This is a genomic window from Granulicella sp. L56, from assembly GCF_009765835.1.
In the GTDB taxonomy this organism is placed as follows: Bacteria; Acidobacteriota; Terriglobia; order Terriglobales; family Acidobacteriaceae; genus Edaphobacter.
This window is the reverse complement of record NZ_LMUS01000008.1, coordinates 139080-154033: the sequence shown is the minus strand read 5'-3', so window position 1 is coordinate 154033 and position 14954 is coordinate 139080. Positions and strand designations below refer to the sequence as shown.

The 14954-nt window shown below is 57.5% G+C and carries 17 protein-coding genes; 7 read left to right on the top strand and 10 right to left on the bottom strand.

The window, feature by feature from the left end; genetic code table 11:
- Position 1 precedes the first annotated feature (1 nt).
- Both msrB and GSQ81_RS19325 read right to left on the bottom strand, forming a co-directional pair.
- On the bottom strand, positions 2-457 hold the full coding sequence (gene msrB / locus GSQ81_RS19330) for a peptide-methionine (R)-S-oxide reductase MsrB (protein WP_158912434.1): 456 nt from the start codon (positions 455-457) through the stop codon (positions 2-4).
- Between the two features lie 121 nt (positions 458-578).
- The gene (locus GSQ81_RS19325; protein WP_158912433.1) at positions 579-3269 is read right to left on the bottom strand and encodes a glycoside hydrolase family 3 C-terminal domain-containing protein; all 2691 of its coding nucleotides are present in this window, start codon (positions 3267-3269) and stop codon (positions 579-581) included.
- Between the two features lie 149 nt (positions 3270-3418).
- Between GSQ81_RS19325 and GSQ81_RS19320 the strand changes: the two genes are divergently transcribed.
- Entirely contained in the window at positions 3419-4582 is a 1164-nt protein-coding gene (locus tag GSQ81_RS19320) for a glycosyltransferase family 4 protein (protein ID WP_158912432.1), read from the top strand.
- On the opposite strand, the gene thiS is transcribed toward GSQ81_RS19320, so the two are convergent.
- The 4 genes from thiS to thiD all read right to left on the bottom strand — a co-directional run bounded on the left by thiS (position 4579) and on the right by thiD (position 6955).
- Complete coding sequence (thiS, locus tag GSQ81_RS19315; RefSeq protein ID WP_158912431.1) at positions 4579-4809, bottom strand: sulfur carrier protein ThiS; 231 nt, start codon at positions 4807-4809, stop codon at positions 4579-4581. The two genes, GSQ81_RS19320 and thiS, sit on opposite strands and share 4 nt — an antisense overlap.
- 25 nt (positions 4810-4834) lie before the next feature.
- Positions 4835-5155 carry a hypothetical protein gene (locus GSQ81_RS19310; RefSeq protein WP_158912430.1) on the bottom strand — a complete coding sequence of 107 codons (321 nt, stop codon included), beginning with the start codon at positions 5153-5155 and terminating at the stop codon, positions 4835-4837.
- A gap of 168 nt (positions 5156-5323) precedes the next feature.
- Positions 5324-6028 (bottom strand): hypothetical protein, encoded by a 705-nt coding sequence (locus GSQ81_RS19305; protein WP_158912429.1) that lies wholly within the window; start codon positions 6026-6028, stop codon positions 5324-5326.
- Positions 6029-6139: 111 nt separating this feature from the next.
- Positions 6140-6955: a bifunctional hydroxymethylpyrimidine kinase/phosphomethylpyrimidine kinase gene (gene thiD / locus GSQ81_RS19300; RefSeq protein WP_254060346.1), complete on the bottom strand. Its 816-nt coding sequence runs from the start codon at positions 6953-6955 to the stop codon at positions 6140-6142.
- A gap of 230 nt (positions 6956-7185) precedes the next feature.
- On the opposite strand from thiD, the gene GSQ81_RS20185 reads away from it, so the two are divergent.
- The 5 genes from GSQ81_RS20185 (at position 7186) to pyrF (ending at position 10703) form a co-directional block, all read left to right on the top strand.
- On the top strand, positions 7186-7722 hold the full coding sequence (locus tag GSQ81_RS20185) for a septal ring lytic transglycosylase RlpA family protein (protein WP_216846508.1): 537 nt from the start codon (positions 7186-7188) through the stop codon (positions 7720-7722).
- Between the two features lie 158 nt (positions 7723-7880).
- Positions 7881-8438 carry an RNA polymerase sigma factor gene (locus GSQ81_RS19290; protein WP_158912428.1) on the top strand — a complete coding sequence of 186 codons (558 nt, stop codon included), beginning with the start codon at positions 7881-7883 and terminating at the stop codon, positions 8436-8438.
- Entirely contained in the window at positions 8435-9085 is a 651-nt protein-coding gene (locus GSQ81_RS19285) for a hypothetical protein (protein ID WP_158912427.1), read from the top strand. Before GSQ81_RS19290 ends, GSQ81_RS19285 begins: the two co-directional genes overlap by 4 nt.
- 68 nt (positions 9086-9153) lie before the next feature.
- Positions 9154-9915, top strand: a complete 762-nt coding sequence (locus GSQ81_RS19280) for a secretin N-terminal domain-containing protein (protein ID WP_158912426.1) — start codon at positions 9154-9156, stop codon at positions 9913-9915.
- An 80-nt stretch (positions 9916-9995) separates the two neighbouring features.
- Positions 9996-10703, top strand: coding sequence for an orotidine-5'-phosphate decarboxylase (pyrF, locus tag GSQ81_RS19275; RefSeq protein WP_318523754.1), 708 nt, complete (start codon positions 9996-9998; stop codon positions 10701-10703).
- Between the two features lie 92 nt (positions 10704-10795).
- Here the strand turns inward: pyrF and GSQ81_RS19270 are convergent, their stop codons facing one another.
- The 4 genes from GSQ81_RS19270 to GSQ81_RS19255 all read right to left on the bottom strand — a co-directional run bounded on the left by GSQ81_RS19270 (position 10796) and on the right by GSQ81_RS19255 (position 13891).
- Positions 10796-11698: a dimethylarginine dimethylaminohydrolase family protein gene (locus GSQ81_RS19270; RefSeq protein ID WP_158912425.1), complete on the bottom strand. Its 903-nt coding sequence runs from the start codon at positions 11696-11698 to the stop codon at positions 10796-10798.
- A gap of 240 nt (positions 11699-11938) precedes the next feature.
- Positions 11939-12118, bottom strand: a complete 180-nt coding sequence (locus GSQ81_RS19265) for a hypothetical protein (RefSeq protein WP_020713649.1) — start codon at positions 12116-12118, stop codon at positions 11939-11941.
- A 189-nt stretch (positions 12119-12307) separates the two neighbouring features.
- A complete protein-coding gene (locus GSQ81_RS19260; RefSeq protein ID WP_158912424.1) occupies positions 12308-13408 on the bottom strand; it encodes a hypothetical protein in 1101 nt (366 codons plus the stop codon).
- A gap of 126 nt (positions 13409-13534) precedes the next feature.
- Positions 13535-13891 (bottom strand): nuclear transport factor 2 family protein, encoded by a 357-nt coding sequence (locus GSQ81_RS19255; protein WP_158912423.1) that lies wholly within the window; start codon positions 13889-13891, stop codon positions 13535-13537.
- 122 nt (positions 13892-14013) lie between these two features.
- On the opposite strand from GSQ81_RS19255, the gene GSQ81_RS19250 reads away from it, so the two are divergent.
- Positions 14014-14841 carry a TIGR03435 family protein gene (locus GSQ81_RS19250; RefSeq protein ID WP_158912422.1) on the top strand — a complete coding sequence of 276 codons (828 nt, stop codon included), beginning with the start codon at positions 14014-14016 and terminating at the stop codon, positions 14839-14841.
- The last annotated feature ends 113 nt before the right edge of the window (positions 14842-14954 follow it).

Genomic DNA, 14954 nt, shown 5'->3' with positions numbered 1-14954 from the left:
GTCACTTCCCTTTCTGAGACTCAAACAGGTTGAGATAGCTGCCGTAACCTTCGCTCTCAAGCTCATCAAGAGCAATGAAACGCAGCGAAGCAGAGTTGATGCAATAGCGCAAGCCACCGGCGTCTTTGGGTCCATCATCAAAGACATGACCGAGGTGGCTGTCGCCGTGGAGCGACCGAACCTCGGTCCGCTTCATTCCATGGCTGCTATCAGACCGTTCGTCCACATTCTCTGGCTCAACCGGCTTAGTGAAACTTGGCCAGCCGCAGTTGCTGTGAAATTTATCGAGTGACGAAAACAGCGGCTCGCCCGATACGATATCGACATACAAACCGGGCTCATCATGATCCCAATAGGCATTCTCGAAGGGCCGCTCGGTCCCGCTTTGTTGGGTGACCTTGAATTCCTCTGGAGAAAGCCGAGAGATCGCCTCGGCAGTCTTCGTGTAGTTTGGCATGGATCCACCTCGCCAGTGAACTTTAACCAAGTCTACAGCGGACTGCCTGACGATCTCTTAGCGGCAAAACCGACAGAATCTTCTGAACCGCAACTACAGCCTCCGACTGCGACTAGGCGATTTACTTTGGAAGCGCGGCTGTGCCATGAATATCGAAGGTTGTCTCTGACTTACGCGTTGTCTCCGCAGGTTGTGTCGATCCGACGCTCAGCCGGTATTCGCCAGCAAGAATCGAACGCTGTCCCTTTTCATCGACGCCCGAGAGCGAACGCGGACTCAGCTCCAGAGAGACTTGGCGACTTTCTCCGGCTTTCAGGTGAACTCGCCTGAAGCCGACCAGCGAGCGCTCAGGACCATCGACTTGTGGCGTCTTGAGATAAGCTTCGACAACCTCATCGCCTGCCCGTGCGCTGGTATTCGTCACGCTGACGGTCGCAGTCAATGGCTGTCCGGCAGTCACGGAAGAAGATGACAGCTTCACCGGCCCGTAGCGGAAGCTGGAATAGCTCAAGCCATAGCCAAATCCCCAGAGCGGCTTGCCCGTAAAGTAGCGATAGGTCCGGTTCTTCATGGAGTAGTCCGTGAAGGCAGGAAGATCATCGGTACTGGCATAGAAGGTGATCGGCAGACGGCCAGCAGGATTGTTCTCTCCAGCCAGCGTGCGGGCAATCGCTGTGCCACCCGCCACTCCCGGATACCATGCCTGCAAAACTGCCGCCGCATGTTCCTTCGCCCACGAGAGCGCCAGCGCACTGCCGCTCAGCGATACGACGATGACCGGCTTCCCTGTTGCTGCCACAGCTTCGAGCATCTGCTTCTGCGATTCAGGCAGATCGATGCTGGTGCGGTCGCCGCCATCGAAGCCCTTGATCTTGATGGGCATCTCTTCGCCTTCCAACTGTGGCGAAAGCCCGACAAAGGCGAGCACAACGTCAGACGCCTTTGCCGCGGCAACTGCTTCGTCAATCTGAACCTGTGCAGGGGTCTCCCACTTGAGCACAGCGCTTCCTCCGGCACGGTCGCCAGAGTGGCTATATTCAAGCTGGAAGTCATGAGCCTTTGTATCGTTGAACGTCACTTCAATCCGTGCCGGGCGAGAGCCGGTCATCACCGGCGGAGCCGAAGGCGACGCCCCCTTGGCCACCGTGAACGCTCCCATGTCGAGTTTGCCGCCGTCGAGGCGCCCCTCGGAGAGCACCTTGCCGTCGAGCACAAACCGGTACGACTCCTTCGGGGAATAGGGAAAGGGCGGGCCTCCCTCAAAGATGAAAGTGTACTTTCCTGCCGCTGGCGCGCTCATCTTGCCGCTCCAGCGAACAGAGTAGTTGTGGGTATGGATCTCCGGGTTCGGCACGGCATCACGCCAGTCGTACTGGACCTCCGGCTCGGTACTCACCGCAACTGGCCGTCCCGTCCAATCGGAGGTGGCAAAATATTCGGTGCGCAATCCAGAGCCAAAGACCGTACGCGGCACCGGCACGCCAACGCCATCGGCCAGCATGGAGCCTTGGGCATAATGAATCTTCGCTCCGGGAAACTGTTTGGCAATCCCATCAAGCGGAGAGACCGGGTGCAGCGCCACGCCGTTGTAATTTCCTTCCAGCGAAGCCAGAAGATCGGCAGTCGGTCCAATCACGGCGATGTTCTTCACCGTCTGGCGTAGCGGCAGCACGCCATTGTTCTTCAACAACACCATCGACTCTTCCGCTGCCTTCAAGGCAACCTGGCGGTGCTCCTCGGAAGCGTCTTCAGAGAACGGTATCTTGTCGTAGGGACTCGATCCCGGTGCGCCAAACATGCCAAGCTCAAAGCGTCCTGTGTACAAGCGCTCCGCGGAACGCGTCAAAAGATCTTCGGAGACCACGCCCTTCCGAACGGCATCGGCCAGTGTATTAAATCCCGGAGACCAGATGCTGCACGATAGATCAGTGCCGGCTTCGATTGAGATCGCCGCAGCGTGCATAATGTCCGGCGCATTGTGATGCCCGTGCGTGACATCGACAATGGCGGCGCAGTCCGATACGACAAAGCCCTTGAAGCCCCACGCTCCGCGCAGGTGGTCCTGCAATAGCATCTTGTTGGCACACGCAGCGGTGCCATCAATGGCGTTGTAGGCGCACATCACCGACTTCACATGACCATCCACAACCAGCGAGCGGAACGCGGGCAGGTAGGTCTCTTCCAGATCGCGTGGGCTGACATCGACGTTGAAGACGTGCCGCAGTGATTCAGGCCCGCTATGCACCGCGAAATGCTTGGCTGTCGCAATGGCAACCGGGTGCGCAGGGTCGTCCCCTTGTACACCCTGAACAAATGCGTCGCCCATGTGGCTGGTCAGAAACGGGTCTTCGCCATAGGTCTCCTGCCCCCGACCCCAGCGCGGATCGCGAAAGATATTGATATTCGGCGACCAGAAGGTCAGCCCGTAGAAGATGCGATGGTTCCCTTCCCGCTGCGCCTCGTTGTACTTCGCGCGGCCCTCCGTCGAGATGACATCGCCCATCTCATGCACCATCGACGGGTCCCATGTCGCGGCCATACCAATCGCCTGAGGAAACACGGTGGCAAATCCAGAGTTCGCCACGCCGTGCAGCGCCTCGCTCCACGTCTGATAGTCAGGGATCCCCAACCGCGGGATCGCCGTGGCCCAATCTTCGAGTTGCGATGCCTTCTCGTCGAGCGTCATCTTCGAGACCACATCGTGAGCGCGCACAGCCGCCGGCAACGATGGGTCGAGATAAGCAGAAGGCTTCGATTGACCGAGTGCAGACGCAGAGATAAGCGCGAGAATGGCAATACTAAATCGTTTCATTATGGCTCCGGGTGTCTGGGGAAGAATACATCAAGAAAGGTGCGAAGCGCCTTAAAAATCGCCTCTGGAAAACGTTACCCCAAAATCCCAGCCAATCTCCCACTTCCCTCGCTTTGGTACTATCGACTCAGTCCTCCTCCCGAGCCCTCATGCGAATTGTTCAGGCTGTCTTTGGCGTCTTCCATCACTTCGAACTCGCGCGCGAACTCGAGCGCCGCGGCCACCTCGAAGCCATCTACTCCACCTGGCCCTGGGCGCGACTGAAGCGCGAGGGCCTCGATCACGCCAAAGTAAAGACTTTTCCCTGGTTCCACGCGCCCGAGATGCTCGTCCTTCGTTCCCGTGTCGACTCCCGCTGGCTGCGCGATCAACTGGGCTACGTCAACGCGCTCTCCTTCGATGAGTGGACACTCCGCCGCATCCCTCCCTGCGACGCCTTTATCGCTCTCTCTGGTGCCGGGCTCAAAACCGGACGGCTCGTCCAGCAGCGCGGCGGCAAGTTTATCTGTGATCGCGGCTCATCGCACCAGCGCTATCAGGAGCAGCTCGTCGCCGACGAGTATCGTCGCTGGGGTGTTGAGCGTCCTATCTCCGACATCCGCGACACCATTCGCGAAGAGAAGATCTACGAGATGGCGGACGCCATCACCGTTCCCTCGCGCTTCGCTGCCCGCTCCTTCGTGGAAATGGGCATCCCGGCAGAAAAGCTCCGCGTCATCCCCTATGGTGTCCGGCTCGAACGCTTCACCCGCACCGGCGAACCGCCATCCGACCGTTTTGAAGTTCTCTTCGCGGGCTCCGTTGGCCTGCGCAAAGGAGTTCCCTACCTGCTCGAAGCCTTTGCCAAACTCCGTCATCCGGCAAAGCGTCTCCGCGTCGTTGGAGCGCTCAATCCCGATCTCAAGACGGTTCTCAATCGTCTACCTCGCGAGAACGTGGAATTTTTAGGGTCGGTCAATCAGGAGACGCTGGCCCGATTCATGAGCACCAGCCACGTCATGGTTCTTCCCAGCCTCGAAGAAGGTCTCGCTCTGGTTCAGGGACAGGCCCTCGCCTGCGGCTGCCCCGTTCTCTGCTCGACCAACACTGGCGGTGAAGACCTCTTCACCGATGGCGTTGAAGGCTTCATTGTCCCCATTCGCGATGTTGCTGCTCTCACCGAAAGGATGCAGCAGCTAGCCGATGACCCGGCCCTGCAATCAAGAATGAGTGAAGCAGCCCTTCGGCGTGTTCAAAGCCTAGGCGGCTGGAAAGACTACGGCGATCAGTGGGAGACCGTTCTCAGCGATCTCATCGCCGGACGCTCCGTCTAGTTTTGCCCTTGGCTTCCGCCACCCACAAAGTGGACGACTTCCAGCCGGTCATCTGCCGCAACCTCGGTCTGAGCCCACGCACTCCGCGGAACGATCGTGCCATTGTGCTCAACCGCGACGCGATCCCCTTTCAGCCCAAGTTCTGCGATGACAAGATCAAGATTTGCGGGCTGCGTAAGTGTATCGAAGGTGCGGGACTGGCCGTTAAGAACAAGCGTAAGAGGCATCGTTCTTTAAAGGTAGCAAATACCCTCAGGCTCTAACGAGCTTGGCCAGCGCCCACGCCTTCAGGCGCCGTCTCACGGGAACGATCTCCTTGCACTCCGAGAAGACGCACCGGCTCAACCGCATCAGAACCTCCAACGCTTCTGCATCTGCTTTAGTCGAAGGCTCATCGATCAAGGCCATTCGCGAGTCCATCAGATACTCAATGGCGCGCCCCAGTTTTTCAAGCGCCTGTCCCTGTACCTGAGTGGGCCGCCTGCGAATTACTCGCTTCGCAGTTTCGGCGTCGTGCAAGACGGCGGTGCGTCTCATTTGGGCAGCATCGGGAAAGAGTGCAGTCAGAGCCATGCCAATGAAATCCTCCATCAGAGTCTTCATCGGCATCGCTACCTGTGGCATTAGCCTGAGATTCTGACAGCAGAAGGATTTTTCACCATTGACGCCATGTTAGTCAATGTAAATCAGCTAGTTGCAAACATTTGCAGTTCCGAAATGGAACCCTCTCCGCCCACGCAACTACGGCTTTGTCACCTTCAAGTCGGTCACGGTACCCTCGGTGTTATGCGCAAAGCGAATCCCATAGACCCCATCGGTCGACTTCAGCTTTCCCGCCGTCACCAGTTCGGACTTGTCGTAGCTCGCAACCACGGTACCGTTGATGGCGCACTCCACCTTGCTGCCCTTCACTGAAAGTGCGATCGTCTGCGTCACCGGCTGCCCCACCCCTGCGGCCTTGTGCACCGCATCCGACTCTCCGCTCCGCCCATTCATCTGAAATGGCGCCGGTCCGAATCCCCGCACAATAAAGGTGCCATTGCCATAGGCTGCGCAGTAAAGATCGCTCTGCTGATCCGTCCCCATATCGTTACCGGCGATAAAGACACCATATGGATGAGGGTGGCTGTTCAGGTTCATGTACTTCGGCTCATTAAAGGTCGCGCTTACCGTGTAGTCGCCCGACGCTGTGTCCGCGGGAGTCCAATACGACACCGCCGGCCCGGTCGTCACATGCAGCACCTTGCCCTCTTCTGAGAGCTTGGCATCCTTGATCGTCTTTCCCGCCTTCGCAGCATTGGCGTCGATCTGCCCTGTCCAACCTGCTACCGAGATGCCGCCATCGGCGACCGAGCGCGAACCATCCCCTTGCGCCTGCGCGCCCAAAAACGCAGGAACCAGAAGAACAAAAGCAATGGCAAACGTAGAAGCATGTACGAGACGCATAAAGGAAATCCCTCTTGAAGAAGAAGTCACCGGCAATTCGAAATTATAGGAGCTTCCAGCACTCGCGATCGCGATAATCTTTGCACTGCCACTCACCCGTCATCCCTGAAATTACTCCAGCGGCCAAAGATGATTCAGCGGTCCTCGCCCATGTCCCAGCCCGGCAGCCGTCCGAATCGCCTCGGCGACATAGATCTTCGCGCTCACCGCGGCCTCATAAGCACTCTTGCCCTGCACCAGACCGCTTAGCAGAGCGCTCGAAAGCGCACACCCCGTCCCATGCGTCGAGGTCGAATCGACCCGCGCTCCCGGCAGCCACCACGTCCCGCCAGCCGTAGTGAGCAGAAAATCATCCGGAGGCTCCAAGTGCCCTCCCGTAGCCAGAACATTCAATCCGCCATACTCCCCCTGAAGCACTCGAGTCGCTCCCGGCAGATCACCCCGTTCCACGACTCGGCTCCCCGTCAAAATCCCCAGCTCATCTATATTAGGAGTCACCCAGTCCACCAGCGGCAGCAATCTCTCCCGCAACATCGTAACTCCAGCCTCATCCAGCAGTTCCCTGCCCGAGCTCGACCGCAGCACGGGATCAAGCACCACCGGTACCCGCTGCCCTCTGTCTTTTAGCTCTCCCAAAAAGTCGGCCACCACGGCAACGGTCTCCTCCGTCGCGAGCATCCCAATTTTGATACCTGCAGCAGGCAGGTCGCCGTGCAGGCAATCGAGCGTCTCTTTTACTGTCTCCGGACGTATCGGATGCGCTGTCAGCACCCCAACCGTCGACTGCACCGTCAAGCTGGTAATGCACGAAGTACCAAAAAGGCCATGCGCCGCAAACACCATCAGGTCCGCCGTCACCCCGGCGCCCGAGGAAGGATCGAACCCGGCAATCGTCAGCACGGTCCGCATTTTGGAGGGAAAAGCCAAAAAAGAGCCTTTTTCAGTAACTTTCTCAAAAAATTACAGCATACGGTCAAAACGTCCCAAAGAGGATAAATCGAGCATTAAAAGCCCCTAATCCGGGCGATTAGCGGCCTGCCGCATCTCATATTCCTTTAGCACAAACATTTGGATCCGGCAAGCGACTTTGCCACTTAAACTGCTCCTGGGGTTTGACTTAGCTGGTTCAACTCAAGACAATAAGGAGTGGAGATTGCATGAAACTGATTCCTTCCACAATACGCGACCGCAAGGTCACTTTGATGAAAGGCGGAGTTGTCGTCGTCACTCTGATGATGGCCTTCGGTGTCGCGGCATCCGCAGCCAGCGATCCTGCTCCGGCCGCAAAAGAATCTGCAACCCAGTCCGGGCACAAGGCAAAGGCGCATCACTGGTACCAGATCGGCGAAGCCTCCTGGTACGGCACCCGTTTCCAGGGCCACACCACCGCCAACGGCGAACCCTTCAATATGTACGCCCTCACCTGCGCCCACCGCAGCCTGCCCCTCGGCAGTTGGATCAGGGTCACCAACCTCAGAAATCACAAGTCCATCTTTGTCCGCGTGAACGATCGCGGTCCGGTTCCTGAAGACCGCGTCATCGACCTCTCCTACGCTGCCGCCAAAGCCGTAGGCATCCACGGGCTAGGCAAGGTCAAGCTGGAGCCGGTACGTGGAGGCGACCCCAAGCTCGCCCAGGAGCTTCTGGCCCAACTCCAGATTCCGGTCATGCCTAACGGTCACTATGGCGAATAGCCTCTAAAACTCTCTTTCGATCACACCCTGAAGGGCACGGCTTCCGTCGTGCCCTTTTCCATTATCTATATAGATCGCCCTTGATTCCCTGGCACAACTGCGCCAAATATTTTCGAGCGCAAACAGTTCCCTTGCGTCTGTCAGCATAGAAGAGACTTATGGCGTCGTTCGAGGGATACAGTTTGGCTTTGGGGTCCATGGAGAGTGCGCGGTCGGAGGTCGATCTCGCGGCTCTCGTGGAGACATACTCCTCGCTGCTCTTCCGCGTGGCCCACTCCGTCCTGCGCAGTCGGACGGAAGCCGAGGACGTGGTGCAGGATGCTTTCGTCCGCGTTCTGGAGCACCGCAACTCCCTGCCCGAGGTGCGCGACATGCGGGTATGGCTGGTCCGCATCGCGTGGAACCTCGCCCTCGACCGCCGTCGCCGCATTCGGCCGGATCAACTTGACGAGGTCTTTGCCGGGACGCTGGCCGCAAGCAGCGTACCCGCCGACAGGGCGCTCGACGAAGCGCAGCGTATCGGCTCCGTCCTGCGCGAGATGGAGAGGCTGCCAAGGGGAGAGCGCCATGCCCTTCTGCTCTCGGCAATCGAAGAGTTGGAAACGGCAGAGATGGCAGAGGTATTGGGGCGAAGCGAGTCGGCGGTTCGCGCACTGCTCTTCCGGGCACGGACACGACTGCGCGAACGGCTAGGGAAAGGAGAAACCAGGCGATGAAGGATTCCGATCAGGCAATTGAAAAGGTGCTGGCAGGTCTAAGAGATGCCGAAGCTTCAGCAGGAATGGAGCGCCGCATCCTTGATGCGGTCCAGAACCAGGGGGCGGCTCGTTCTCGACGGGACTGGCTAGCGGCAATCCGGCACGGGATTACCGCCAAGCCAATGGCTTATGCGGCTGTGCTGGCAGGCGTCGTCGCGCTCGTTCTGGCGGTTCCGGCTATCCATCAGCGGCGATACGCTCCCATGCAATCCGCGAAGGCAATTCCCTCGACACCGCTGCCTCCCTCGCCTTCAGCGACAGTGGCCGAAAGCGTAGAGACGCAGAGGCCTGCAATCGTTACCCGGTCGCCACGCACGCCAAAGCCGAGAAGGCTGGAGGTCATCGATCCCGAGGAGGCGCTGGCCGTGCGGGAGATGAACGCCCCCAGTCGCCCTGCTCCTCCCCTGCCACTGACCGAGCAGGAGAAGCTGTTGGTGCGTTTCGTCCGCACGCGCACCCCCGAAGAGCTGGCTGCGATCGATCCCGCGAAGTGGGCTGCGCAAGACGAGCAGAAAAGAGCAGAGTTCGACAGGTTCTTTAAGCGATTCACCAAAGAGCAAGCGGACAAGAAGAAATTGGCGCAAGAAGCGATGAACAAATCTTGACCATAAAATCGAAGTTTCAAAAAGGAGAAGGAATGGAATCGAACTGCCACGGAAGAGGGAGATGGACAATGAAACTTGCAAACGGAATTCTGGGGATGGCCTTGGCCTTAACACTCGGTACGCTTGGCGCATTGGCGCAATCTGCGCCTGCTGCCGCGAAGCCAGGGGATGAGTCGGTCCGAACCTTCTACCTCAACACCTTCAACCGATCCGATAACAACTTCGGCGGCATGGCGAATGATGCCAATGAAATAGCAACCACCCTTCGCAATATTCTTACTTCCTCAGATAAAATCCTGCTGGTTCCCGGACAAAATGCTATTGTCGTCCGATGCACCGCTGATGACATGGCAATCGCCGAAAAGATCATCAAAGACCTTGACCGGCCAAAGAAGGCCTATCGCCTGACCTATACCATTACCGAGCTGGATGGAGCCAAGAGCATTGGGACGCAACATTTATCGATGGTTGTGATTTCGGGGGAGAGGACCCAACTCAAGCAAGGCAGCAGAACACCCATCGTGACTGGGTCTTACGATAACGCAAAGTCGGGTACATCGACACAGGTAACCTATATTGACACAGGCCTTAACTTCGATGTGTTGCTGGATGAGTCCGCCGATGCCATAAGGCTGCGTTCCAAGGTGGAGCAATCGAGCGTAGCGGACCAGCCCTCAGGAGTGGGACCGCAGGACCCGATCATCCGGCAGACCATCCTGGAAGGGACATCGTTCCTGACCGCAGGCAAACCGCTGGTGCTGGGCTCGCTCGATATCCCCGGCAGTACAAGGCGCCTGGACGTCGCAGTCGTCATGGACCCTATCAAATAAAGAGCCCTATTAGGAATGGGATAAACGGTGCATATCACCACCGTTTATCCCGAACAACAAACCCAGTTAGACTTATTAACGTGAGCCCCTCGACAAAAGACCGCCTCGCCGTCGCCCTCGACTTCCCCACAGCCAAAGCCGCCTTCGACCTGGTAGACCAGCTCTCCGGCACCTGCCAATGGTTCAAAGTTGGCATGGAGCTTTACTACGCCACCGGCAACTCCCTCGTCGAGACCCTCCGCAATCGCGGTTTCAATGTCTTCCTCGACCTCAAGCTCCACGACATTCCCAATACAGTAGCCGGAGCTGTCCGCTCCGCCACCCAGGCTGGAGCCTCCTTACTCACACTTCACGCCTCCGGTGGCCCAGCCATGATGGCCGCCGCAGCAGAAGCTGCAACCGCCTACGGTTCTCCCCGCCTGCTCGCCGTCACCGTCCTCACCAGCATGGACGCGGCACAACTCACCGCTACGGGCGTCAACTCCACCCCTGCCGAACAGGTCCTGCGTCTGGCAAAGCTGGCGCAGAGTTCCGGCATCAATGGGCTTGTATCCTCCGCCGAAGAGGTGGGCACACTGCGAGCCGAGTTAGGCAAGGATGCCCTTCTAGTCATTCCCGGAATTCGTCCCACCGGCAGCGACATCGGCGACCAGAAGCGTATTGCCACTCCTCGTACCGCGATTGAGCGCGGAGCGTCCATGCTGGTCGTTGGCCGCCCCATTACTCAGGCCGCTCATCCCGCTGAAGCCGCCGAAGCGATCCTCAAAGAGATAGAAGCTGCCTGCTAGCCATCGCTCCAGCTACGCACATTTCTTCATAAACGGAAAAAGCACAGGGCTGTCGCTGATTCGCGACAGCCCTGCGCTTTAATCCTTTCGAATTATGCTTTTACAGCAGAACCATGAGTGACATTCATATCGCTTAAACGCAAAACCACTGATTTTGCAGAACCTCCGCCGCGAATGAACTCGCTGAGGTTTAACTCTGCCACCTCATATCCTTGATTGCGAAGGCGTTGCGCCAAATCAGTTTCGACCTTACCCATCAGGATATGCTTACCCACGTTGATGACGTTGCACGCAAACTGGGTGGCTTCACTCTCGCTGACCGCAATGCGTTTGTCCGCGCTGAAAGCTGCTTCGATCTTGGCCAGCGATGAGGCATCGAACGCTTCGGGGAAATAGAGCAGCTCTCCGCCGCTGAGCGGCGCAAAGCAAAGATCCAGATGATAGAAACGTGGATCGACCAGATGCAGCGAGGTCACCGGGGTATGCCACGCATCGGCAACATGCTTGTGGCTCTGCTTGCAGGTCCGCGATCCATGAGCCGCCCACAGCCGCCCACCAGCCGCGTCGAACACAACATCCCCTTCGCCTTCAAAAGCAGTCTCGCGAGGTGTCTCCCATACTAAGAATCCTGCATCCTGAAACCACCGGCGCAGATGGGCCTCTTCCGTCTGGCGCTGTGGATGGGCGAAGCTGGAGACGGCTGCAACACCGTGCTGCACCAGGGCGGTGTGGCCGACAAAGACCATGTCCGGCGATCCTTGCCGTGGATGGAGCAGGCGCACATCGGCAATCTGCTGAAGATGCTGATGCAGCGTCTTCCATTGAGCAAATGCCGTATCTCGTGAGGATTGATGAAGATTGCCTGCCATCCAGGGATTGATGACGTAGTTCACGTCATACCATTCCGGGGCACACATCAGAAAGGTAGGACGGTCAAAATGCGGTAAAGAAGCAAAACTTGAACCCGGTGAAGATACTACAGATGAGGTCGTCATAACGCTGGTTTCCTGCTTTCCAGTTGTAGAGTCTGCCCTTCGGAACAGACGGTCGTCAAGAGCTGCAACGATAAATTGTTGTACGACTTTGGTTCGACGCAGCCCAACATGGAAAGGAGGTATGTTTCATGGTTCAAAAACGATTAATAATCCGCTACAAAAAAGTTGCGTATACCACACGACAAAGAGCCCGAATCGGGCCCTTTGTTTACAGTCAGATTCAAATTTGTCTCGTTTGTTTTACAGCTTTTCGAAGAAGTCGCACGCCGAGCAGGAGATATAGACTCCACCCGGCGTTCCGCGCTCACGGTCTTTCACGCGCTTGACGATGCGGGTCGGTTTGGAGCACTTCGGGCAATCCGTGCTCTTGTTCGTATCCATGACCTTTTTACGGTCGCCGGTCTTGGCAATCTTCGCCATAATTCTGCTCTCCCTGGTGCGAATGTTTCGGCTCGCGCGCTGGAGGACCGATGTTCCGCCATTCTGGTGGCAGGCTGCATCGAAACCATCCGGAACTTCTCGTAAAGATTATCCGGGACAGGCCGCGGCGGGAATCGGAGGAGAAGAACTGCGATTGAGGCTCTTCAAAGAGTTTACACGACTGAAGCATTAAAGGAGATGCGGGTCCGAGGGGGAACCAGTCGCGGGAACCCCCACACCGGGAACGGTCGGCTGGCTGGCAGTCGGAAACTGCACTTTACCGGAGCCTCCGGACGGCACCGATTCTCCGGGTTTGCGCAACGTCGGTGGCGGAGCTTGCCCATTGGCGGAGTTACCGGGCTCCTGGTCGCCCATAGCTACCTCGCGTGTGGGCGGTGGCGGGTTATAGCCACCCATCTCATCCTTGTCATGAATATCAAGAGGCTTGCCAAGTTCGGCGATCTCGACGACGGTAACCCGGTCGCCGACAAACTTCACGAAATGGATCGTCTGAGGCTCGTGGCCATAGATCCACTCTTCGTATATTGCGCCGCTCCCGTCGCCACTCTGCTTCTCTCGGATCTTGCTCTCCGGCTCGCCCAGGGCGGCAAGCACCATGCGATGGTTCATCCCCACCAGAACCTCGTGCACATCGACCGCCTGCTTCACCAGCGGAGGAAGCGTATTCGCGTAGGCCTGCTCCGTAGTCTTGACGCCGAAATCAATGACCGGCGCCAGCAGTGATTTCACCTCGGGGGCCGATACGTCAGGCACGAAGCCCTCAAAGACCAGGCTCACGCGAGAACCTGTCGCCTCTTGACCGGTATCGGCAACGACAGGATTGTCATTGAACTGAATATGCCGCAGGAAGCGATGCTTCTCATACGGCCCTCCATTGAAGTCCAGAATAATGCGGTCGCCCTTGACGGTCAGCGCAGTCACCACAACACGGTCACCGGGAGCAGCAGACTCTCCCTTCTTGTAGATCATCTCCTTATACGCAGCGTCGTTGGTTTCGATTGGCCCATTGGCACGAAGGGTAAGACCGGCTCCCATCGGCAGGGCACAGTGCGCAAAGCCTTGCTCAGCGACCAGCATTCGCACCAGTTCGCGGCGGCCGCGCTCTTTCATGGGTTCATCGGGAAGAGGAAGATGCGTAGGCGTGTAGTGAGCGGAGATTCCATCTGTGGCAGTCTTCTCGCCAACCACGAAGACCTGGCTTCGCACCGTTGCGGCCAACAGGAGAAGGCAGCCTATAAGGAGAGCCCATCTGTGCTTGCGCAGTGCCATGGCAGCACCTCAGATGCCTAGCAGTTTGCGCCTTCTATTCACTATTTGCAAGGGGCTAGGGCACATTTTTGCGTCCCATCGAAAAAACTTCGACAGACTATCCGGTACGCGTGTGCCGTCTTCTTGTCAGGCGCTGTAATGGGCTATGACGCGTGTCACTTTACCAACCGCTGACAGCTCCATGAACTCGCCCGTATGTGTTCCCTTTTGGTTGGTGTAGTAGAGCACCACGCTGTTGACTCCACCGAGGACATCCTTAAGGTCAAAGTGGAGTTCTGGGTAAGCTTCAAGCCCTCGCTGAAAGTACGCTCTCAGATTTGCCTTTCCCACCACCTTGCCATCGGGCGCACCTAATAGCTGGGCAACAGACGGTGAGGTCAACTCAATTGCATCCTCATAGTGGGACAGGATCAGATCCAGATCATGATCGTTCCAAGCGGCAATCCAATGATTCGCCAGACTCCAGGCCTCGTCTCTCGTCACTACGTTCTCCCCTTGAAGCTTCTATATAGATATGCGCCGAATTATACGATGCCGTCAGCCTGTAGCTTTGTTCCGAGACGTGCCGTTGATTTAGCATCACAAGTGCCACACGAGGAGTCACCGTGCATGAGACTTGTTTCGTACTCTGTATGCCACGCCGCAAACATCTTGTTTTATTCCTCGCTATCTTCCTTCTCACCCGCTTCGATCCCGCCCAAGATTCAGCCAAGACGCCCACCATCTCCACGCCAGCCTACGACGTCGTTTCGATCGTTCCCCACAAATTCGACGCCGACAGCACCTCTTGGGGCTCTCAGGGTTCCACTTTCACCGCCACCAACGTCACCGTAAAGATGATTGTTAGCCTCGCATTCGGCCTCCGTCAGGACCTCATCTCCGGCCTCCCTGCCTGGGCAGACTCCAATCGCTACGACATCAAAGCCAAGATCGTCGACGCCGATCTATCAACCTTAAGAAAACTCACCGATAAGCAGCACAACGAGATGCTGGTGAAGATCGTCACTGACCGCTTCAACCTCAAGTCTCACACGGAAACCAAAGAACTCCCCGTCTACAACCTCGTCCTCGCACGCCATGGTTCGAAGCTGAAAACCAGCGCTATTCAGGACAACTCCAAAGGCACCTGGACCAGCAACACAGGCGACTTCACTGGAACCACCATCTCCATCACCCCAGTTACTGACATGCTCGCCAACGAACTCCATCGCACCGTCATCAACCAGACCAACCTTTCCGCCCTCTACGATATGCACCTCACCTGGGCATCCGATCGCCTCGCCACGGTCGGCCAGGATAACGGCAGAGTCGAAGACGCCGGACCGTCCCTCTTCTCCGCCCTTCAAGACCAGCTTGGCCTCAAACTCGTCCCTAGCAAAGGCCCTGTCACGACCCTTGTCATCGACCATGTGGAGCGACCTACCCCCAACTAAGCTCCAAAGAGAAGCGCATTTCTTTGCCTATCGTTGTCCTTCCGACGGAAGCGGAGGAACTTGCTTTTCAGTACGGGATTGCAGGCACCCACGATGCCATGTCTGGAGAATAG